Source organism: Ottowia sp. (assembly GCF_035325765.1).
GTDB lineage: Bacteria > Pseudomonadota > Gammaproteobacteria > Burkholderiales > Burkholderiaceae_C > Ottowia.
In genome coordinates this window covers 1-19,343 of the sequence record NZ_DAOKZG010000052.1, presented here as the reverse complement: position 1 = coordinate 19,343, position 19,343 = coordinate 1, and the positions used below count along the sequence as shown (strand labels likewise).

Here is a 19,343-nt window from a genome sequence, read left to right as displayed (position 1 = left end):
TCCTTGACCTTGTCCTGCACCTTGGGCATGCGCGTCATGCCACCCACCAGGATCACGTCGTTGATGTCGCCCACCGCGATGCCGGCGTCCTTGATGGCGGTACGGCAGGGCGCGATGGAACGCTCGATCAGGTCTTCCACCAGGGCTTCGAGCTTGGCGCGCGTGAGCTTGATGTTCAGGTGCCTGGGGCCCGAGGCATCGGCCGTGATGTAGGGCAGGTTGATGTCGGTGGCGGTGCTGGAAGACAGCTCGATCTTGGCCTTCTCGGCCGCTTCCTTCAGGCGCTGCAGGGCCAGCACGTCGGCCTTCAGGTCGACCCCCTGTTCCTTCTTGAACTCGCCGATGACGTAGTCGATGATGCGCTGGTCGAAGTCCTCGCCGCCCAGGAAGGTGTCGCCGTTGGTGGCCAGCACCTCGAACTGCTTCTCGCCGTCGACGTCGGCGATCTCGATGATGGAGACGTCGAAGGTGCCGCCGCCCAGGTCATACACGGCGATCTTGCGGTCGCCCTTGGACTGCTTGTCCAGGCCGAAGGCCAGCGCCGCGGCGGTGGGTTCGTTGATGATGCGCTTGACCTCGAGGCCGGCGATGCGGCCGGCGTCCTTGGTGGCCTGGCGCTGGCTGTCGTTGAAGTAGGCCGGCACGGTGATGACGGCTTCGGTCACCGGCTCGCCGAGGTAGTCCTCGGCGGTCTTCTTCATCTTGCGCAGGGTCTCGGCGCTGATCTGCGGCGGCGCCAGCTTCTGGCCGCGTACCTCGACCCAGGCGTCGCCATTGTCGGCCTTGATGATGGAGAAGGGCGCGAGACCGAGGTCCTTCTGCACTTCCTTGTCGTCGAACTTGCGGCCGATCAGGCGCTTGACGGCGTAGATGGTGTTCTTCGGGTTCGTCACCGCCTGGCGCTTGGCCGAAGCGCCGACCAGGATCTCGCCATCGTCTTGGTAGGCGACGATGGAGGGCGTGGTGCGCGCGCCCTCGGCGTTCTCGATCACCTTGGGCGTGTTGCCTTCCAGGATGGCCACGCAGCTGTTGGTCGTGCCCAGGTCAATGCCGATGATTTTTCCCATGTTCTTGCTCCGCAAAGAAATTTGAATTCAGATGATTTGAAAATGGAGGGTCAAGGCGAAACTTCAAGGTGCCGCGCACCGCCTCGCGTGCTCAATCCGCGCGCGGCGCCGCCACCGTGACCAGGGCCGGGCGCAGCACGCGCTCGGCGATCAGATAGCCTTTTTGCAGCACGACGACGATGGTGCCCGGTTCCTGCTCGGCCGGCACCATGGTGATCGCCTGTTCGCGGGTCGGGTCGAAGCGCGCGCCAGGCGCGGGATTGATTTCCACCACCTTGTTGCGCTCCAGCACGCTCATCAACTGGCGATGCGTGGCTTCGGTGCCCTCGCGCAGTTGCTCGGCACTGGCGTTCTCGACCTTGAGCCCGGCTTCCAGGCTGTCGACCACGGCCAGCAGGCTCTCGGCAAACGATTCGACCGCGAATTTGCGTACCTTGGCGATCTCCTCGTCGGCGCGGCGTCGCGCGTTCTGGGCGTCTGCCTGGGCTCGCAGGGCCTGGTCGATCAGTTCGTCCACCTTGGCCTGCAGCGCCTTCAGCTCGGCCTGCATGTTTTCTTCCTGCGCCAGCGATTCCCGGGCATCCAAGGCCGCGGCGGCTTCGATTTCCTCGGGGCTGCGGGGCGGGTCGAAAGGATCGGTGGCCGGAGTGGCCGCGGCGGTGCTTGGATTGGGATCGGTCATGCGAAACCAGGGGCAAAAAACAAATACAAGGAAATGCGGGTTCGGGCGGGTTCGAAATGGATCCCACCCCAATTGGGTCCGGCCGCGCGGATTTCAAGCGCCGCGGCAGGGCGCGTTGCGCGCGATGTCTGATTCGGTCCGATTCCGCATCATGAAAATATCGAATCGAGGGGCACTGGCCAACCGTGTCGCGGACCCGGCGTTCTCGCCTCAGGAAGCGCGCATGCGTCCGGCGTGGACGAGAGGGCCGCCAAGCCCTGTCCGCTCAAGGTTTAGCATCGCGGCTGCAGTGGCACCTGCGGGCCACTGGGCGGCCCGAGGAAGATCAGCCCCTGGCGGATCTGCGCCCTGCAAGGGCAAGGCACAACCGTGGCGCGGACTGCGGCAGGCAGTGGCGATGCAGAGCAGGTCGGCCTGGGTGGCCGAGGCGGGCATGACGGGTTCGTTCACGCCTCGTCAGTCGTCGATACCCAGCAGTTCGACTTCGAACATCAGCGTGGCGTGCGGTGGGATCACGCCGCCTGCACCGCGCGCGCCGTAGCCCAGCTCGGGCGGGATGACGAGCGTGCGCTGGCCGCCCACGCGCATGCCGGCAACGCCCTCGTCCCAGCCGCGGATCACCATGCCGGCGCCAAGCGCGAACTGGAACGGCTGGCCGCGGTCCCGGCTGGAATCGAAGCGCGCGCCCTGCACGCCGTCCTGGTACAGCCAGCCTGTGTAGTGCACGGTGACGGTGTGGCCACGGCGGGCTTCGCTGCCCGAGCCGGGCTGGGTGTCGGTAATCTGGAGTTCAGTGGTCATGGAAGGAGGACGATGAAGCAGCGCCTTGCGCCGGAAACGGAGTGGAGAGAGGACTGGCCGGTTGGCCTCGATCGGGCCGCCGCCGGCGCTATTTTCGCTTGGCCTGCGCGGCGACCCAGCGCACGGCGAAGGCCTGCAGGTCGGACAGGCGCTTGACCAGGTCGGTGCCGCTGGCGGTCAGGCTGTAGCCGTCCGGGCCGTGCGTCACCAGACCGGCTGCGCGCAGCTCCTTCAGGCGGGTGTTCAGGGTGTTGGGCGTGATGCCGCCCACGCTGTCCTGGAGCAGCCGGAAGGTCTGTGGATGGCCGTCGTGCAGGGCCCACAGGACGCGAATCGCGTAGCGTGCTTCCAGCAGAGCCAGCAATTGACCGGTCGCGGCATTTTCTTTCGAGCTCATGGACGACTTCTCCTCGAATCGCTGGCAGTATCGCAAAGACTATAGCGCAAATCACTGTTTCGCTAGCAGTTTAATAGCTCACTTGGTCGGTCCGACGTGGGCCACGCGCTACAAATTTCTGACCTCTCGAAAGCGCGGGTAAACCCGTAGACTGGCCGTCGATGCCGGGCTTCCACGTGACCGCAGCGCGCACGGGCGGGTCGTGAAGCGGATGGCGGCGGGCTCTCGCAGCCTCCGGTCGGCAATGGCGCGGCAGGGCCGTGCGGGGCGGCCAGGCAAATGTGTTCTATAACCACGCATCCCGGTCGCGGCCCCGCGCGCGGCCCGGCCCGGAGTTTGTGCAGCAGGAGCAGACAGGATGAGCGAGACGCCCATACACATCGGCCTTATCGGCTACGGCGAAGTCGGCAAGATCCTCGGCGCGGGCCTGGCGCAGCAGCCCGGCGTGGCTGGAGTGGGCGCCTGGGACCTGAAATTCGCTGCGAGTGACACGCGAGGCGCCGAGCGTGGCCACGCCGATCGCGCCGGGGTGCATGCGCACGAGTCGGCGCGGGCCCTGTGCGCGGCGAGCGACCTGGTGATCTCGGCCGTGACGGCGTCGAACACGCTGGCGGTGGCCGAGGAAGCCGCGCGCCACCTGCGCCGCGGCGCCCTGTTCCTCGACCTCAATTCGGCCTCGCCCGGCACCAAGCGGGCGTGCGGCAGGCTGGTTGATGGCGCCGGCGCCCACTATGTCGAGGCGGGGGTGATGACCTCGGTGCCGCCGTACGGGATTCGCGTGCCCATGCTGCTGGGCGGCGCCCAGGCTGCCCGGCTCGCGCCACGGCTGCGCGGCTGGGGCATGGATGCCCAGGCGGTGAGCGCCGAGCTTGGCGTGGCGAGCGCCATCAAGATGTGCCGCAGCGTCATGATCAAGGGCCTGGAGGCCCTGGTGATCGAAAGCTACACCACGGCACGCGCCTACGGCGTCGAGGAGCACGTGCTGCCGACACTGCAGGAGACCTTTCCGTCCATCGACTGGAGTGCGCAGGGCAGCTATTTCTTCCAGCGCGCGGTGCAGCACGGTCAGCGCCGCGCCGAGGAAATGCGCGAATCCGCGCGTACCGTGCAAGAGGCCGGATTCGAGCCGCTGATGACGCGCGCCATCGCCGCCCGGCAGCAGTGGGTGGCCGACCAGGCGCGTGCCGGCGTGTTCGACGCCGTGGCGCGCGATGCGCGCTGGCAGGACCATGCGGACGCGTTGCTCGCGGCACGCAAGTCCTGACGGGGGCGCACTTGGTCGATATCCTGGAGATCACCGGCCCGATCTACCTGTGCATCGCACTGGGCTGGCTGGCGACGCGCACCGGCCTGTTCGCGCGCGCCGACATGCGCGTGCTCGGCCAGTTCGTGCTCTATCTGGCGCTGCCCGCGCTGCTGTTCGATGCCATCTCCAGGCGAGGCATCGACGAGATCCTGGACTGGCGCTTCATGGGGGTCTACGCGCTCGGCGGGCTCGCCGCGATCGCGTTCGGCCTCGCCTGGACGCGCAGGCTGGCGCGGCGCGAAGCGCTGGTCAGCGTGATCGAGACCATGGGCATGTCGTGCCCCAACAGCGGCTTCGTCGGCTACCCGATCAACCTGCTGGTGCTGGGCGGCCCGATGGCCGGCCTGGTGCTGGGCATGAGCATGCTGGTGGAGAACCTGCTGTTCATCCCGCTGCTGCTGGCGCTGGCCGACAGCGCCGGGGGCGGCGGCCACTGGCGCACCGTGCTGCGCGGGGCGGCCGCCGGATTGTGGCGCAATCCGCTGGTGCTCGGCCTGGTCGCCGGCCTGCTCGCCTCGCTGCTGGAGTTGCGGCTGCCGACACCGATCGAGCGCACGGTGGGCTTGCTGGCGCAATCGAGTGCCGCGGTCTCGCTGTTCGTGATTGGTGGCTCGCTGGCCGGCCTGCGCCTGGCCGGCATGGGCCGTCCGGTGGCCCGCATCGCGCTCGGCAAGCTGGTCGCCCACCCGCTGCTCACGGTCGGGGCAATCGGTCTGTTTGCACTGCTGGGCGCGCCGCTCGCCGATCCTGCCTTGCGCGCCGGCGCCCTGCTCACGGCCGCCTGCCCCATGTTCAGCATCTACCCGATCCTGGCCGGCCGGCACGGCCAGGAGGGCATGGCGGCAGCGGCACTGCTCGGCACGACGCTGGCCTCGTTTGTCAGCATCAGCGTGATCCTGTGGTGGCTGGGCTGAAGGGCGATCGGTACCGCGAACCCTCTCTCGCAGGCGCTTCGGACCCCGGACGCGCCGTTGCAGCGTTGTAGGATAGCGCCGTCGCCGATAGCAGGAGCAGGATGCGCCATGACACGCTGGATGGGTTTCTTTTTCTCGATGACGGTGCTGGCATGGCTCCCGCTGGACGGATTCGCGCAGGATTTCTATTACCAGGCACCGCCCGCGGGTGCCGTGACCTGTGCCAGCGAGAACCACGCCTATCGCGAATGCCGGACCGATTTCCGGACGCCCGCGGTACTGATCCAGAACCTGTCGCAGACGGCCTGCCTGGAGGGGCGCAACTGGGGCAACGGACGCCATGGCACGATCTGGGTGCGCGATGGTTGCCGCGGCGTGTTCATGGCGCAGCGCGCGGGTGGTTCGTGGCCGGGCAGCCACGCGGGCCAGGCCCTGCGCTGCGAGAGTATCGATGGACGCCGCCGTGAGTGCCGCCTGGGCACTCGTCGCGGCTCCGCACGACTGGTGCGCCAGTTGTCAAACACGCCCTGCGTGCAGGGAGCCAACTGGGGCCAGCGCGGCAACACGGTCTGGGTCGACGGTGGCTGCCGGGCCGAGTTCGCGGTGGGCGGGGCTGTAGGCGCTCCGCCAAACGGCTGGGGAGGCAGCACGGCCTACACCGTCACCTGCAGCAGCGAGAATGAACAAGCCGCGTTCTGTGCCTGGGATTTCCGGCGCGGCTACCCGCGCGTGATCGAGCAGTTGTCCTCGGCGCCGTGCCAGGAAGGCTCGAGCTGGGGCTTGCGCGGCCGCGGCGAGATCTGGGTCAGCCGGGGTTGCCGTGCGCGCTTCGGCGTGCGCTGAAACCGGGGGCGATCCAGCCGGCATCCACGCCGCCCCCTGCACGCGCGCTCGCTTCCCAACCAACCTGCCTGCTTCGAGGAGACTGCCTTGTCCGCCCTGATCCCCACTTCGCTTCGCACGCTCGCTGGTGCTGCCCTGGCGGCCCTGCTGGTCGCCTGCGCCAGTCCCGAGTCGGCCCCGATCGTGCAGAGTCCCGGTTGCCTGAGCGACGCCCAGGTCGATGCCTGGGTGGCAGACTACAACGCGCGCCGGCCCACCACCAACCCGGCCGAAGGCATGACCGGCCAGGATGCGGCCTGCACGCGCGCCAGGCTGCAGCAGCGCCTGGCCCGCCAGGCCGGGGCGCTGGCCGGCTACAAGGCGGGTCTCACCAACCCGGCGGTGCAGAAGCGCTTCAACACCGACCAGCCGGTATGGGGTGCGCTCTACCAGAGCATGCTGCTGGAGGACGGCGCCACCGTCGACGCTGCCTTCGGCGCGCGTCCGCTGTACGAGGCCGACCTGCTGGTGCGGGTGAAGGATGCCGGCATCAACCAGGCCCGCACGCCGGCCGATGTGCTGCAGCACGTGGACCAGATCATCCCGTTCATCGAACTGCCCGACCTGATGGTGCAGGCACCGCCCAAGCTCAATGGCACCGGGGTCAGCGCCATCAACGTGGGCGCACGCCTGGGCGTGCGCGGCGCGCCGCTGGCGGTACCCGCGGACGCGGCCGGCCAGGCCCGGCTGCTCGACCAGTTGCGCGACATGGAAGTGCGCCTGATCGATGCCCAGGGCAACAAGCTGGGCGGCGGCAAGGGTTCGGACGTGCTGGAGCATCCCCTGAATGCCGTGATCTGGCTGGCCGGCGCGCTGAAGGAGCAGGGGCTGGCACTGCGTCCCGGGCAGATCGTCAGCCTGGGCTCGTTCTCGGCGCTGCTGCCACCCAAGCCCGGGCTCAAGGCGAGCGTCCACTATGACGGCGTGCCGGGCCTGAAGCCGGTGACCGTGACGTTTCGCTGACGCGCGCACGCGCTGCGTCCGGAATGCTTGGGGGCTCGGCGGCAACGTGAACCCGGAAAGCCGATCGTCCGGGGGGCTCAAGACCCTGGATTTTCCTTGCGCGCCCGAGGTGCAAGCCGTGCGCCCCGGCGGTCCAGCGTCGGCGCTTGGCTGCCACGCAGCCGGTGACCGCGCGCCGCGGGAGGCACTTCGTTGATGCCGCACGGCGCCGACGTCGACGCCCACCTGACGCCCACCATGCGCCTGCTGCTGGAGCGCATGGCGCGCGCCCCGTATCCGCCCCTGCACACGCTCAGCCCCGAGGTTGCCCGGCAGGCCTACGCGAAGTCCGCCGAGGTGCTCGAAGTGCCCAAGCCGAAGCTGGCGCGGGTGCAGGACTGGTCCATTCCGACGCGCGACGGCGGGGCGCTGCCGGCGCGCCTCGTGGCGCCCTCGCGCGACCCGGGCCTGCCCGTGCTGCTGTACCTGCATGGCGGCGGCTTCACCATCGGCAGCATCGACACCCACGACACCCTGTGTCGCGTGCTGGCCCAGGGCAGCGGCTGTGCCGTCCTGTCGGTCGGCTATCGGCTGGCGCCCGAATACCGATTTCCCACCGCGGTGCACGATGCCTGGGATGCCTTGCGCTGGCTGGCCGACACGGGGGCCGCCGCGCTGGATGTCGATGCGGCCCGCATCGCCATCGGCGGCGATTCGGCCGGAGGCACGCTGGCGGCGGTGGCTGCCATCCAGGCGCGCGACGCCGGGCTGGCCCTGGCCCTGCAACTGCTGATCTATCCGGGCACGACCGCGCGCCAGGACACACCCTCGCACGCCACCTACGCCCGGGGCCCGCTGCTCGACAAGGCGCAGATCGACTGGTTCTTCGCCCAGTACATCCGCGCGGACCAACGGGACGACTGGCGTTTTGCGCCCTTGCTGGCCGACGACCTGGAAGGCGTCGCTCCTGCCTGGATCGGCCTGGCCGAGTGCGACCCGCTGGTCGACGAGGGCCTGCTCTACGGCGACAGGCTGCGCATGGCCGGCGTCGGCGTGGAACTGGAGATCTACCGCGGCGTGGTGCACGGCTTCGTGCAGATGGGCCGCGCGCTGCCAGAAGCCCGGCAGTTCCACCACGATGCGGCAGCGGCGCTGCGCGCGGCCCTCGGGCCGTAGCGGCGCAAACGACACGAAGCCGGGCGAGCAGGGCGCGAAAATGGTCCAGGAAAGCAGCGTCGACATCCAGTGAGGTTCTCTCGCTTCTTTCGCGGCCTTCCCGCACCCTCCGCGTCCGGCTGCCTGCTTTCACGGCCCCTGCCACCGCAGACCCACGCGGGACTCTTCACCCGGATTCGACGATGACCCAGAACCTCTCGCCCCGCCGCTCGGACTTCCGCTATGTCGACCGCCTGCGCGTGCGCTGGGCGGAGATGGACATGCAGAAGATCGTCTTCAATCCCAATTACCTGATGTATTTCGACACCGCCTTTGCCGGCTACTGGCGGGCGCTGGCGCTGCCGTACGAGCAGACCATGGCAGGGCTGGCGGGCGACCTGTATGCGCGCAAGGTTGGGGTCGAATTCCATGCCTCGGCCGAGGTGGACGACTGGCTGCACGTCGCGCTGCGCTGCGCGCGCCTCGGCAATTCGTCGATGACCGTCGCGGGCGCCATCTTCCGGGGCGAGCGGCTGCTCACCACCGGCGAACTGGTCTACGTGTTCGCCGATCCGGCCACCCAGCGCCCGAAGCCGATCCCGCCCGAGCTGCGCGCCATCCTGCAGGACTTCGAGGCCGGCGCCTCGATGACCGAGTTGCGCATCGGCGACTGGGCCACGCTCGGCGCGGCCGCGCGCGCGGTGCGCACGCCCGTGTTCATCGAGGAGCAGGGAATCGCGCGCGCCGACGAATGGGATGCGCTCGACGAAGGCGCCGTGCACGCCGTCGTGATCAATCGACTCGGCCTGCCGGTGGCGACGGGCCGCCTGCTGGAAGGTGGAGCGCCCGGCGTGGCGCGAGTCGGCCGCATGGCCGTACTGCGCCTGTTGCGGGGTGCCGGTTTGGGCGAGGCGGTGCTGGCCGGCCTGGAGGATGCTGCACGCGGGCGTGGCGACACCGAACTGCATCTGAGCGCCCAGCGCAGTGCCGAGGGCTTCTACCGACGCCTGGGTTACGCGCCCGAGGGCGAGCCGTACGAGGAAGTGGGCATTGCCCACATCGCGATGCGCAAGCGCCTGGTGCCCTGAAATTCAGCCTGGAAACGGCAGTTGGACGCGGTCAACTGCCGTTTCCAGGTTCAGATGTCGAGCAGGGGATAGGGCAAGCGCGGCGCACGCAGCGGCGCGCCCGTATCGACGCCCAGGGTCAGCGCCTGGCCGGACTCGACCGCGGACAGGCCGAGCACCGCGATCACGGCCGTGCCCCCATCGGGAGCAGGCGCGGCCTGCACGATCAGGCCGCAAGGCGTGCCGGCTGGCTCCACCGCGAACACCTCGTCACCCGCCTGCGCCGGGCCGGCCACCTGGGCCACGAAGGCCCGGCGCTTGACCGCGCCGCGGAACTGGCTGCGTGCCACCACCTCCTGGCCCGGATAGCAACCCTTGCGAAAGCTCACCCCGCCGACCGACTCGTAATTGAGCATCTGCGGCACGAACTGCCCGGCGGTGGCTGCCGCCACCGTCGCGACGCCGCTGCGCACCTCGGCGAACGCCCAATCCGACCCGGCAAGCGCGGCGCCGACCGGCTCCACGGCGTCGAGCGGTGCCAGCCACAGGGCCCGCTGGACTGCATCGGCAGGGGCCAGCGGCACGGTGAGCGGCGCGACCGCGCCGTTCCTCGCCGCGCCTGGCTGCGCCTGCGAGGCAGCCCGGCCAAGCAGGCCACGCAGCTTGAAATCGGCCGTTGCCTCGTCCAGCCGCACCTTGCTGCGCAGCACGAAGCGCGCCAGTTGTCGCAGCGTTTCCGTCAGCAGATCCTCGCTGCACACCAACAGGAATTCGTCGGGTGCCTGGCGGCAGGCGACGAAGCTGGCCAGCACACGGCCCTTCGCGCTGCACAGCGCGGCCAAGCGTCCCTGGCCGACCGGCAACTGCTCCATCTCCTGCGTCAACAGGCCCTGCAGGAATGCGCCAGCCTGCTCGCCGCGCGCACGAATCACGCCCAGGTGCGCCAGCGGCGCCACGCCTCCGGCGGGCAGGGCGGCAGCGCTGTGCGTCTGGGTTGCCGGCATGTCCATGGGCTCAATTATCATGGCCGGTTCATTTCCAGGGGGCATGCCCTGGATATCCGTCTGACGAAGGCGCGCCCTGCGCGCGCCGGGAAGTGATGAGGAAACTGGTTCTCCGCGCGGCGCTGGCTTTGCTGTTCGTGCTTCTGGCCGCTGCCGCGAGCGCCGGCTGGTGGCTGGCCCGGCCGCTGCCGCTGGCCGCCGACGCGATCGAGGTCAGCGTGCCGCAGGGCGCGTCGCTGCGCGCTGCCGCGCGCCAGGCGGCCGCTGCGGGCGTGCAGGTGCCGGCCGAGCTGCTGTCCCTGTACTTTCGGTTTGCCGGCCAGGGGCAGACCATCCAGCCGGGCGACTACGCGGTCACGCGCGGCATGCGCGCGGCCGACCTGCTGGACAAGCTGGTGCGTGGCGAGCGCGTCATGGTCTCGATCACCCTGGTCGAAGGCTGGACCTTCCGGCAGGTGCGCGCGGCCCTGGCGCAGGCCGAGTTCCTGCGGCACGACAGCGCCGAGCTGTCGCCGGACGAGCTCATGGAGGCGCTCGGCGTACCCGGTGTCGCGCCCGAAGGGCGCTTCTTTCCGGACACCTACCTCTACCCGAAGCATGCCAGCAGCGAGCTCGCGATCCTGCGCCAGGCCATGCAGCTGATGCAGCGGCGGCTGGCGGCAGCCTGGGAGGCGCGCGCGAGCGACCTGCCGCTGAAATCGCCCGACGAGGCCCTGATCCTGGCCAGCATCGTCGAAAAGGAAACCGGGCGCGACGCCGACCGGGCGGAGATCGCCGGCGTCTTCATCAACCGCCTGCGTGCCGGCATGCCGCTGCAGACCGACCCGACCGTGATCTACGGCCTCGGCGAGACCTTCGACGGCAACCTCACGCGCAGCCACCTGCGCGGCGACACGCCCTTCAACACCTACACCCGGCGTGGCCTGCCGCCGACGCCGATCGCGATGCCGGGCAAGGCCGCGCTGATGGCTGCGGTGCAACCGGCGCGCACCAGTGCCCTGTATTTCGTGGCCCGCGGCGACGGCAGCAGCCATTTCAGCCGCTCCCTGGACGAGCACAACCGGGCGGTCAACCGGTATCAGCGTGGCGGAGGCAGGCCATGAGGGAGGGGGGGCTCTTCATCAGCTTCGAGGGCATCGACGGCGCTGGCAAATCGACCCACATCGCGCCCCTGGCCGAGGCCCTGCGCGCCGCCGGTCGGGTCGTCGTGCAGACTCGCGAGCCGGGCGGCACGCCGCTGGCCGAACGGATTCGCGACCTGGTGCTGCACCAGCCGATGGATGCGCAGACCGAGGCGCTGCTGATGTTCGCCGCGCGGCGCGATCACGCGCGCCAGGTGATCGCCCCCGCGCTGGCGCGTGGCGAGGTCGTGCTGTGCGACCGCTTCGCCGACGCCTCGTTCGCCTACCAGGGCGGTGGCCGCGGACTGGACTGGCAGGCCCTGGGCGAACTGGAACGGCTGGCGCAGGACACACGGGACCTCGGGCTGTGGCGCGAGCGCGGCGCGCTGCTGCAGCCCGACCTGACGCTGTGGTTCGACCTGGCGCCGGCCGAGGCGGCGACCCGCCTCGCGGGGGCACGGCTGCCGGACCGCTTCGAAGCCCAGCCCGTCGCCTTTTTCGACGCGGTGCGCGCCGCCTACGCGCGCCGTGCCGGCGAGCATCCGGCACGCTTTGCCCGCATCGACTCGAGCCAGCCGCGCGAGGCCGTCCACGCCGCCGTGCGGGCGATCCTGCGCGAACGGGGGTGGCTGTGAGCAGTGCGCCGCTGGCGCCCTGGCTGGCGCCACAACTGCAGGCCCTGCTCGCGCAGCGCGGCCATGCCTGGCTGCTGCAGGGTCCGTCCGGCCTGGGCCAGTTCGAGCTCGGGCTGGCCCTGGTCCGCGCCTGGTTGTGCGATGCGCCCACGCCGCAGGGGGCCTGCGGCCGCTGCGCCAGCTGCCACGGCGTCGACGTGCACACCCACCCCGACCTGGTGGTCCTGATGCCCGAGGCCGAGATGCTGGCGCGCGGCTGGCCCCTGACGGAGAAGGCGCAGGCCGAGATCGACGAGAAGAAGCGCAAGCCGAGCCGCGACATCCGGGTCGACGCCATGCGCGAGGCCATCGAGTTCGCCCAGCGCACCAGCGGGCGCGGCCGCGGCAAGGCGGTGCTGGTGTATCCGGCCGAGCGCATGAACGCCGTCACCGCCAACGCGCTGCTCAAGACGCTGGAGGAGCCCGCCGGCGACGTGCGTTTCGTGCTCGCCACCGACGCCGCCCACCTGCTGCTGCCGACCATCCGCAGCCGCTGCCTGGGCCATGTCCTGGCCTGGCCGGACCCGGCCGATGTCCTGCCCTGGCTGGTCCGGCAGGGCGTGGGTGAAACCGTCGCCGGGACGCTGCTGCGCGCTGCCGGCGGGCGCCCCGACGGCGCCCTGGCGCTGGCGACCCAGGACGGCGCGCGCAACTGGAGCGAACTGCCGCGCGCGCTGGCGCGCGGCGAAGTGGCGGCGCTGGCGGGCCTGCCGCTGGCCGAGGTCGTGACGCGCCTGCAAAAGCTCTGTCATGACCTGCTGGCCCAGCGCGTCGGCGCTGCCCCGCGCTACTTCGATGCCGCCGATCTGCCGGCCATTGCGCCACCGCTGCGCGTGCTGACGCGCTGGTGGACCCAGCTCGCGCAGTCCGCACGCACGGCCGAGCATCCATTAAACGCCCAACTTGCGACAGAATTCCTGGTCAACGCGGCACGTCAGGTCCTAAACTCGGCATCCTGAGTCGACAGACCGTCACGATGCCATGTCCACCAACACCCAGAACGCCGCACTCCCGGGCTCGCGCCCGAGCGTGATCCAGCTCACCATCAAGGAGAAGGGCGCGCTGCACGCCGCCTACATCCCGATGTTCCAGGAGGGCGGGATCTTCGTGCCGACCACGCGCGAGCACCGGCTGGGTGACGACGTCTACGTGCTGCTGACGCTGCTGGACGACCCGCAGCGCTACCCGGTGGCCGGCAAGGTGGCCTGGATCACGCCGGCGCGCGCCACCGGCAACCGCACCCAGGGCGTGGGCATCCGCTTTCCGAAGGACGAGAAATCGGCCCAGCTCAAGGCCAAGATCGAACAGGTGCTGGGCGCCGCCCTGAGTTCCGACCGGCCCACGCAGACCTTCTGAACGATCGCCCTTCGGGACGGGGGGTACCATCACGCCCCGCATGTTCACCGATTCGCACTGCCACCTGAGCTTTCCCGAACTGGCGGCCGAGTTGCCCGCCATCCGCGCCGCGATGGCCGCGGCGCGCGTCACGCGCGCCCTGTGCATCAGCACGACGATGGAGGAGTTCCCCCGGGTCCACGCACTGGCCCGGGACCATGACAACTTCTGGGCCACGGTCGGCGTGCACCCTGACAGCGAGGGCGTGCACGAGCCGGACGTGGACGAACTGGTGGCCGCGGCCGCGCTGCCCCGGGTGGTGGCCATCGGCGAAACCGGGCTGGACTACTACCAGATGATGGAGCGCAAGGGCGGGCGCAGCGTGGCCGACCTGGCGTGGCAGCGCGAGCGCTTTCGGGTCCACATCCGCGCGGCGCGCCACGCCGGCCTGCCGCTGGTGATCCACACGCGTGCCGCCGCCGACGACACCCTGGCGATCCTGGATGAAGAGGGCGAGGACGGCGGCATCGGCGCGGCCGGCGGCGTGTTCCACTGCTTCACCGAAACGCGCGCGGTGGCGCGCGCCGCCCTGGATCGCGGGTTTTACGTATCGTTTTCGGGCATCGTCACCTTTCGCAGCGCACGTGAGCTGCACGAGGTGGCGAAGCTGGTGCCGGACGACCGCCTGCTGATCGAGACCGATTCGCCCTACCTCGCGCCCGTGCCGTACCGCGGGAAGGTCAACAATCCGTCCTACGTGGTCCACGTCGCCGCGCGCCTGGCCGAGTTGCGCGGCACGTCGACAGAGCGCATTGGCGCGCTCACCAGCGCCAACTTCGATCGCCTGTTCCCACGGGTGCTGGCATGAGGCGCGCCACGCTGCTGCGCGCCACCCTCGTCCTGCTGGCGGGATGCGTCGCGTCGCTGCCGGTGTGGAGCGACGCCGTCGGCGACTTCTTTCGCGCCATCGTGCAGGACGATGACGGCGCGCTGCGCCGCCTGCTGGCGCGTGGCGTCGATCCCAACGCCCGCAACGACAGGGGCGTCCCGGGCCTGGTGCTGGCGCTGCAGGAGGATCGTCTGAAGGCCGCTCGCGTGCTGCTCGATTCGCCCCGCCTGAAGCCGGAGGAGCGCAATCCGGCTGGCGAGAGTCCGCTGATGGTCGCCGCGCTCAAGGGCGACCTGGCGATCGCGCGCCGTCTGATCGCGCTCGATGCCGACGTCAACAAGCCGGGTTGGACGCCGCTGCACTACGCGGCCACCAACGGCCACGTCGCGATGATCGAGCTGCTGCTGGACGAGAACGCCTTCATCGACGCCGAGGCACCCAACGGCAACACGCCGCTCATGATGGCCGCCTATTTCGGCAGCCCCGAGGCCGTGAAGGTGCTGATCCAGGCGGGCGCCGACCTGCGCATGCGCAATCGGCAGGGCCAGACCGCGCTCGACCTGGCGCAGCAGGGTGGCCGTGCCAACGCGGCCGAACTGCTGATCGAGGGCCTGCGGCGCAGCCAGGGCGTGCCGCGCGGACAGTGGTAGGGCAGCGTTGGCCCCGAGCGGGTAAAATTCATTGCTTTGCGAGGCGCGGCGCAGGCCGTGCTCGCGCAGCAAGGATCGAAAAGGCATCCACGGGCCATGAGGGCGCGAGCGATCCCGACCTGGGGCCGGGTTCGGTCGGCATTCTGGCCAACCGGAATCGACCCGGCGCGGCCCAGGCCGCGCTTTTTCATGGTTTCGCCTCTTCTTCCCGAGTTCACGGAGCAGGTGCATGATTGAGATCACGCTCGCCGATGGCGCGAAGCGGGAATTTCCCCAGCCGGTGACGGTGGCCGAGGTCGCGCAGTCGATCGGCCCGGGCCTGGCCAAGGCCGCCCTGGGCGGCAAGGTGGATGGGCGTCTGGTCGATACCAGTCACGTCATCCGCCAGGACGCGTCGGTCGCGATCGTGACCTCGCGCGACGCCGAGGGACTGGAGATGATCCGCCACTCGACCGCGCACCTGCTGGCTTACGCGGTGAAAGAGCTGTTCCCCGAGGCCCAGGTCACGATCGGCCCGGTGATCGAGAACGGCTTCTATTACGATTTCAGCTACAAGCGCCCGTTCACGCCCGAGGATCTCGCCGCGATCGAGAAGAAGATGGCCGAACTGGCGGCCAGGGACGAGCCGGTCGAGCGCCGTGTCTTGCCGCGCGACGAGGCCGTGGCCTACTTCAAGGGCCTGGGCGAGCACTACAAGGCCGAGATCATCGCCAGCATCCCGACGAACGAGGACGTCTCGCTCTATCGCGAGGGCGCGTTCGAGGACCTGTGCCGCGGCCCGCACGTGCCCAGTACCGGCAAGCTCAGGCACTTCAAGCTGATGAAGGTGGCCGGTGCCTACTGGCGCGGCGACCACCGCAACGAGATGCTGCAGCGCATCTATGGCACGGCCTGGGCCACCAAGGACGAGCTGCAGCAGTACCTGACGATGCTGGAGGAGGCCGAGAAGCGCGACCACCGCAAGCTCGGGCGCGAGCTCGACCTGTTCCACATCGACGAGCATTCGCCCGGCACGGTGTTCTGGCACCCCAAGGGCTGGGCCCTGTGGCAGGTGGTGGAGCAGTACATGCGCGCGGTCTACCGCGACAACGGCTATCTCGAGGTCAAGGGTCCGCAGATCCTCGACAAGGCCTTGTGGGAGAAGACCGGCCACTGGGACAAGTACCGCGAGAACATGTTCATCACCGAGAGCGAGAAACGCGACTACGCGCTCAAGCCGATGAACTGCCCGGGCCACATCCTGATCTTCAAGCAGGGCGTCAAGAGCTACCGCGACCTGCCGCTGCGCTACGGCGAGTTCGGCGCCTGCCACCGCAACGAGCCCTCGGGCGGCCTGCACGGCCTGATGCGGGTGCGCGCCTTCACCCAGGACGATGGCCACATCTTCTGCACCGAAGACCAGATCCTGGCCGAATGCACGGCCTATACCGCGCTGCTGCAGAAGGTCTACGCCGACTTCGGCTTTGCCGACATCATCTACAAGATCGCCACGCGTCCCGACGTGCGCATCGGCACGGACGAAAGCTGGGACAAGGCCGAGCGCGCCCTGATCGAGAGCCTGGAGGCCGCGGGCTGCGATTACCAGCTCTCGCCGGGCGAGGGCGCCTTCTACGGCCCGAAGATCGAATACACGCTGAAGGACGCGATCGGCCGCGAATGGCAGTGCGGCACGATCCAGGTCGACTTCTCCATGGCCGAGCGGCTGGATGCCGAATACGTGGGCGAGGACGGCGCGCGCCATCACCCGGTCATGCTGCACCGCGCCATCGTCGGCAGCCTGGAGCGCTTCATCGGCATCCTGATCGAGCAGCACGCCGGGGCACTGCCGGTGTGGCTGGCGCCGGTCCAGGTGGTGGTCACCGGCATCACCGACGCGCAGGCCGATTACGTTCGCCATGTGGCGAAAACGCTGCAAGCTCAAGGGCTTAGAGTGGAAACGGATCTGCGCAACGAGAAAATCACCTATAAAATACGCGAGCATTCGTTGCAGAAGCTTCCCTATATTCTGGTCGTGGGCGACAAGGAGAAGGAGGCGGGTGCTGTCGCAGTGCGCGCGCGAGGCAATGTGGACCTCGGTGTGGTGGCCCTCGATGCGTTTGTCAAGCGCATCGCCCAGGACATCGCTTCTAAAGCCTGATTTCCCTTCGAGACAGCTTTAGTCCGCGTCACCCGGACAGCTTTGCCATTTTTTTGATTGAGGAACCTGAACCATCGCTACCAATTTCCGCGACCGCCGCCACCGTGAGGAACGTGCCCATCGCCTGAACCGCGAAATCATGGCACCCGAAGTGCGCCTCAACGGCCCCGACAACGAACCCCTGGGCATCGTGCCGCTGCAAGAGGCGCTGCGCATGGCCGGCGATCTGGACGTGGACTTGGTGGAGATCGCCGCCACGGCAACCCCGCCCGTCTGCCGGCTGATGGACTACGGCAAGTTCAAGTACCTGGAGCAGAAGAAGGCGGCGGAGGCCAAGGCCAAGCAGACGGTCATCGAGCTCAAGGAGGTCAAGTTCCGCCCGGCGACCGACGATGGCGACTACAACATCAAGCTGCGCAACATCCGCCGCTTCGTCGCCGATGGCAACAAGGTGAAGGTCACGCTGCGCTTCCGCGGCCGCGAGATCACGCACCAGGAACTCGGCCTTGCATTGCTGGACCGGGTGCGCAATGACCTGGCCGACAGCGTGGTGGTCGAGCAGTTTCCCCGCCTTGAGGGGCGGCAGATGGTGATGATGCTGGCGCCAGCGCGCAAGAAGTCGGGCGGCGGCGCGGCCAAGGGTGCGAGCCAGGCCGCGACGGCGCAGGCCGCGAGCTGAGGCGCGCGGCGCAGGCAGGAATTTGCCGGCCTGAGGTCGGCAACAACGGTGGGGCATGAATCCCCGCCGCAACAAGTGGCTCGGGGCCAAGCAAGGGTGCATGCATGATGCACACGCCTCGCGAGCACAAATGAAGAAGGAGCATGCAAATGCCCAAGATGAAAACCAAGAGCAGCGCGAAGAAGCGCTTTCGCGTTCGTCCGGGTGGCACGGTCAAGCGTGGCCAGGCCTTCAAGCGTCACATCCTGACCAAGAAGAGCACCAAGAACAAGCGTCAGCTGCGCGGCACCACCAGCGTGCACGCCACCGACCTCGGCCAGATGGCACAGATGCTGCCGTTTGCCGGCCTCTGATCAACCGACGGACAAGGAGAAAACCAAATGCCTCGCGTCAAACGTGGTGTGACGGCCCGCGCCCGTCACAAGAAGGTGCTGGCCCTGGCCAAGGGCTTCCGCGGTCGCCGCAAGAACGTCTTCCGGGTCGCCAAGCAGGCGGTCATGAAGGCGGCGCAGTATGCCTATCGCGACCGCCGCAATCGCAAGCGCGACTTCCGGCGCCTGTGGATCACCCGCATCAACGCGGCCGCGCGTGAATGCGGCATCACCTACAGCCAGTTCATGAACGGCATGAACAAGGCCGGCATCGCGCTCGACCGCAAGGTGCTGGCCGACATCGCCGTGCACGACAAGGCGGCCTTCGCCAGCCTGGTCGAACAGGCCCGGGCCAGGCTGGCCTGACGCCACGCGGCCACCACGCGCCACCGCGCCCGTCGTCGCTGCGCGCGGATGGCTCAAGGGGTTGAGGCCGAGATGGTCTCAATCCCTTTTTTCATTTGCTCCCGCCACCGTTCATGCCCATGGATGTCTCCGTTCCCTCCAGTGACCTGTCCGAACTGGTCCGCGCCGCCGAGGATCGCTTCGCGCATGCCGCGACGCCGGCCGATCTCGAGGACGCGAAGGCGCAGTTCCTGGGCAAGGCCGGGCGCGTCACGGCCCTGATGAAGGGCCTGGCCAGCCTCGCCCTCGACGAGAAGAAGTCGCGCGGCGCCGCCATCAACCAGGCCAAGCAGGCCATCGAGGCCGCGCTGGCGGCGCGCCGCCAGGCCCTGCAGGACGCCGAACTGGAGCGCCAGTTGCGCGCCGAGGCGCTCGACGTGACGCTGCCGGGGCGCCAGCGTGGCGCCGGTGGCCTGCACCCGGTCTCGCGCGCCTGGGAGCGCATCGAACAGGTGTTCGCCAGCATGGGCTTCGACGTCGCCGACGGTCCCGAGATCGAGAACGACTGGTTCAACTTCACGGCGTTGAACAACCCGCCGAATCACCCGGCGCGCTCGATGCAGGACACCTTCTACGTGGACCTGAACGACGAGGACGGCCAGCCCTACTGCCTGCGCACCCACACCAGCCCGATGCAGATCCGCTACGCCACGGCCCATGCGAAACGCCATGCGGCCGCGCTGGCGCGCGGCGAGATGCGCGAGATCCGCGTCATTGCCCCGGGGCGCACCTACCGCGTGGACAACGACGCGACGCACTCGCCCATGTTCCACCAGGTCGAGGGTCTGTGGCTGGGCGAGGACGTGAGCTTCGCCGACCTGAAGGTGACCTACCTGAACTTCTGCAAGGCCTTCTTCGAGACCGA

General features: G+C 69.0%; 22 protein-coding genes. 17 read left to right on the top strand and 5 right to left on the bottom strand.

Features of this window, described 5'->3' with window-relative positions; translation table 11 throughout:
- From PKA16_RS13665 to PKA16_RS13650, 4 genes are all read right to left on the bottom strand, one after another.
- Positions 1-1,067 (bottom strand): Hsp70 family protein (locus PKA16_RS13665; protein ID WP_324403991.1); only part of this gene is annotated, 1,067 nt, incomplete at its 3' end.
- A 91-nt stretch (positions 1,068-1,158) separates the two neighbouring features.
- Positions 1,159-1,749, bottom strand: coding sequence for a nucleotide exchange factor GrpE (gene grpE / locus PKA16_RS13660; RefSeq protein WP_324403989.1), 591 nt, complete (start codon positions 1,747-1,749; stop codon positions 1,159-1,161).
- A gap of 456 nt (positions 1,750-2,205) precedes the next feature.
- A complete protein-coding gene (locus PKA16_RS13655; RefSeq protein ID WP_324403987.1) occupies positions 2,206-2,550 on the bottom strand; it encodes an FKBP-type peptidyl-prolyl cis-trans isomerase in 345 nt (114 codons plus the stop codon).
- 88 nt (positions 2,551-2,638) lie between these two features.
- Entirely contained in the window at positions 2,639-2,947 is a 309-nt protein-coding gene (locus tag PKA16_RS13650) for a helix-turn-helix domain-containing protein (protein ID WP_324403985.1), read from the bottom strand.
- A gap of 358 nt (positions 2,948-3,305) precedes the next feature.
- On the opposite strand from PKA16_RS13650, the gene PKA16_RS13645 reads away from it, so the two are divergent.
- The 6 genes from PKA16_RS13645 (at position 3,306) to PKA16_RS13620 (ending at position 9,234) form a co-directional block, all read left to right on the top strand.
- On the top strand, positions 3,306-4,211 hold the full coding sequence (locus PKA16_RS13645; protein ID WP_324403983.1) for a DUF1932 domain-containing protein: 906 nt from the start codon (positions 3,306-3,308) through the stop codon (positions 4,209-4,211).
- Positions 4,212-4,222: 11 nt separating this feature from the next.
- Positions 4,223-5,167, top strand: coding sequence for an AEC family transporter (locus tag PKA16_RS13640; protein WP_324403981.1), 945 nt, complete (start codon positions 4,223-4,225; stop codon positions 5,165-5,167).
- 108 nt (positions 5,168-5,275) lie between these two features.
- The gene (locus PKA16_RS13635; protein ID WP_324403979.1) at positions 5,276-6,010 is read left to right on the top strand and encodes a DUF3011 domain-containing protein; all 735 of its coding nucleotides are present in this window, start codon (positions 5,276-5,278) and stop codon (positions 6,008-6,010) included.
- Positions 6,011-6,190: 180 nt separating this feature from the next.
- Positions 6,191-7,012: a fumarylacetoacetate hydrolase gene (locus PKA16_RS13630; protein ID WP_324403997.1), complete on the top strand. Its 822-nt coding sequence runs from the start codon at positions 6,191-6,193 to the stop codon at positions 7,010-7,012.
- Positions 7,013-7,249: 237 nt separating this feature from the next.
- Positions 7,250-8,167, top strand: a complete 918-nt coding sequence (locus PKA16_RS13625) for an alpha/beta hydrolase (protein ID WP_324403995.1) — start codon at positions 7,250-7,252, stop codon at positions 8,165-8,167.
- Positions 8,168-8,349: 182 nt separating this feature from the next.
- Positions 8,350-9,234, top strand: coding sequence for a GNAT family N-acetyltransferase (locus PKA16_RS13620; RefSeq protein WP_324403978.1), 885 nt, complete (start codon positions 8,350-8,352; stop codon positions 9,232-9,234).
- A gap of 50 nt (positions 9,235-9,284) precedes the next feature.
- Here PKA16_RS13620 and PKA16_RS13615 read toward each other — a convergent pair whose 3' ends face one another.
- Positions 9,285-10,238, bottom strand: coding sequence for a folate-binding protein (locus tag PKA16_RS13615; RefSeq protein ID WP_324403976.1), 954 nt, complete (start codon positions 10,236-10,238; stop codon positions 9,285-9,287).
- 74 nt (positions 10,239-10,312) lie between these two features.
- Here PKA16_RS13615 and mltG point away from each other — a divergent pair, with 74 nt between their 5' ends.
- From mltG to PKA16_RS13560, 11 genes are all read left to right on the top strand, one after another.
- Positions 10,313-11,320 carry an endolytic transglycosylase MltG gene (gene mltG, locus PKA16_RS13610; RefSeq protein WP_324403974.1) on the top strand — a complete coding sequence of 336 codons (1,008 nt, stop codon included), beginning with the start codon at positions 10,313-10,315 and terminating at the stop codon, positions 11,318-11,320.
- The gene (tmk, locus tag PKA16_RS13605; protein WP_324403972.1) at positions 11,317-11,973 is read left to right on the top strand and encodes a dTMP kinase; all 657 of its coding nucleotides are present in this window, start codon (positions 11,317-11,319) and stop codon (positions 11,971-11,973) included. Before mltG ends, tmk begins: the two co-directional genes overlap by 4 nt.
- On the top strand, positions 11,964-12,971 hold the full coding sequence (locus PKA16_RS13600; RefSeq protein WP_324403970.1) for a DNA polymerase III subunit delta': 1,008 nt from the start codon (positions 11,964-11,966) through the stop codon (positions 12,969-12,971). The genes tmk and PKA16_RS13600 overlap by 10 nt, the downstream gene beginning before the upstream one ends.
- A 22-nt stretch (positions 12,972-12,993) precedes the next feature.
- A complete protein-coding gene (locus PKA16_RS13595; RefSeq protein ID WP_324403968.1) occupies positions 12,994-13,368 on the top strand; it encodes a PilZ domain-containing protein in 375 nt (124 codons plus the stop codon).
- A 40-nt stretch (positions 13,369-13,408) separates the two neighbouring features.
- A complete protein-coding gene (locus PKA16_RS13590) occupies positions 13,409-14,215 on the top strand; it encodes a TatD family hydrolase (RefSeq protein ID WP_324403966.1) in 807 nt (268 codons plus the stop codon).
- Positions 14,212-14,886 (top strand): ankyrin repeat domain-containing protein, encoded by a 675-nt coding sequence (locus tag PKA16_RS13585; protein ID WP_324403964.1) that lies wholly within the window; start codon positions 14,212-14,214, stop codon positions 14,884-14,886. The genes PKA16_RS13590 and PKA16_RS13585 overlap by 4 nt, the downstream gene beginning before the upstream one ends.
- A 229-nt stretch (positions 14,887-15,115) precedes the next feature.
- The gene (gene thrS, locus PKA16_RS13580) at positions 15,116-17,023 is read left to right on the top strand and encodes a threonine--tRNA ligase (protein ID WP_324403962.1); all 1,908 of its coding nucleotides are present in this window, start codon (positions 15,116-15,118) and stop codon (positions 17,021-17,023) included.
- 73 nt (positions 17,024-17,096) lie between these two features.
- Positions 17,097-17,702 carry a translation initiation factor IF-3 gene (infC, locus tag PKA16_RS13575; RefSeq protein WP_324403993.1) on the top strand — a complete coding sequence of 202 codons (606 nt, stop codon included), beginning with the start codon at positions 17,097-17,099 and terminating at the stop codon, positions 17,700-17,702.
- A gap of 149 nt (positions 17,703-17,851) precedes the next feature.
- Positions 17,852-18,055: a 50S ribosomal protein L35 gene (gene rpmI / locus PKA16_RS13570; protein ID WP_324403959.1), complete on the top strand. Its 204-nt coding sequence runs from the start codon at positions 17,852-17,854 to the stop codon at positions 18,053-18,055.
- 27 nt (positions 18,056-18,082) lie between these two features.
- The gene (rplT, locus tag PKA16_RS13565) at positions 18,083-18,439 is read left to right on the top strand and encodes a 50S ribosomal protein L20 (RefSeq protein WP_324403957.1); all 357 of its coding nucleotides are present in this window, start codon (positions 18,083-18,085) and stop codon (positions 18,437-18,439) included.
- Between the two features lie 119 nt (positions 18,440-18,558).
- On the top strand, positions 18,559-19,343 hold a 785-nt coding region (locus tag PKA16_RS13560), incomplete at its 3' end, for a phenylalanine--tRNA ligase subunit alpha (protein ID WP_324403955.1).